Here is a 243-nt window from a genome sequence, read left to right on the forward strand (position 1 = left end):
GGGCGATGCCGGTCGCGCGGACCGCGGTGGCAAGGTCGCGCGAGACGACGATCAGCGTGCCGTCACGGCCGCCCTCTTTCAGTGAACCCAGCTTCATCGCAAGTACTCCGTTGGCGTCTGCTTTCGGTTTCCAGTGTAACGAATCGCCGCGGCGACCCGCCTCAGTCCTCGCCCTGGAACGCGCCGCTGCGGTAGGTCAGCACCAGGGTGTCGCGGTGGCCGCTGGCGTCGACCGGCTGGATC

Annotated in this window: 1 protein-coding gene; it reads right to left on the minus strand. The window is 68.3% G+C overall.

Features of this window, described 5'->3' with window-relative positions; genetic code table 11:
• Window positions 1-97, minus strand: a 97-nt coding sequence (locus tag SB719_RS22160; protein WP_412160035.1) for a hypothetical protein, incomplete at its 3' end; no start/stop codon positions are given.
• Window positions 98-243: the final 146 nt, after the last annotated feature.

It is taken from the genome of Pantoea sp. SIMBA_079, assembly GCF_046940275.1.
GTDB lineage: Bacteria > Pseudomonadota > Gammaproteobacteria > Enterobacterales > Enterobacteriaceae > Pantoea > Pantoea borealis.